Below are 673 nucleotides of genomic sequence, written 5' to 3'. Positions count from 1 at the left end.
AAATCGCCGACGGCACCTACAGTGAGCCGGAACAGGAGTATGAGAGGCTACTCGGTACAATCGCCTAGCTCCCATGATCGGCGGCCTCGGCGAAGGTTACGGTCGCGACAACGGCGCCGTCGTCGACTACGATTTCAAACGATGCATTGCGTATTAGCGGCTTCCCACCTCGCAATCCTTCCGCCATCATGTCCTTTGCAGCGGCGATCGCTTCGCGAACGGCACTTTCATGGTCTGGGAATTCGCTCCCTTCCGGATCAGGATGACGGCGCCCGGCAAGCACGAGGTGCAGAAAAAAGCGGGGCAAACCATGTCTCCGGCGGCAGTGCGATCTCCGCTAAAGAGCATCTAGGCCGCGCAACCATGTCTGCAAGCGCGCCAGCTCCCCAATGCTCGGTGGTTTCGGCAGGCACTTTCCACAAAACGCCTGTCAGCTTCCCACCAGGTGATCATCAACGCAACTCGGCAGCTTCCTTGCTCGGATATTTCCGTCTTGGTTTCCGTTCTGGCTCGCAACGAGTAGCGGGAGCGAGTTGGTCAAGTCCCGTGCAAAAGGGCATCTCTGGCACCCCTTTACGCAGCGGCTGGCGCATCAAATGCGGCCTGCGCGGTTGGGCGGGAGGCGCGTTGTCGGCGGTCGCCGTAGATTGCTCGGCTAATCGACTAGATCAGG

1 protein-coding gene is annotated in these 673 nt (G+C 59.7%); it reads right to left on the bottom strand.

The window, feature by feature from the left end; translation table 11 throughout:
• Positions 1-64 precede the first annotated feature (64 nt).
• Complete coding sequence (locus EN935_RS39040; RefSeq protein WP_127266179.1) at positions 65-307, bottom strand: hypothetical protein; 243 nt, start codon at positions 305-307, stop codon at positions 65-67.
• Between the last annotated feature and the right edge of the window lie 366 nt (positions 308-673).

It is taken from the genome of Mesorhizobium sp. M7D.F.Ca.US.004.03.1.1, assembly GCF_003998635.1.
GTDB classification, from domain to species: Bacteria; Pseudomonadota; Alphaproteobacteria; order Rhizobiales; family Rhizobiaceae; genus Mesorhizobium; species Mesorhizobium loti.
Note: the sequence above shows the minus strand (reverse complement) of the source record. Positions and strands in the feature narration are given on the sequence as shown.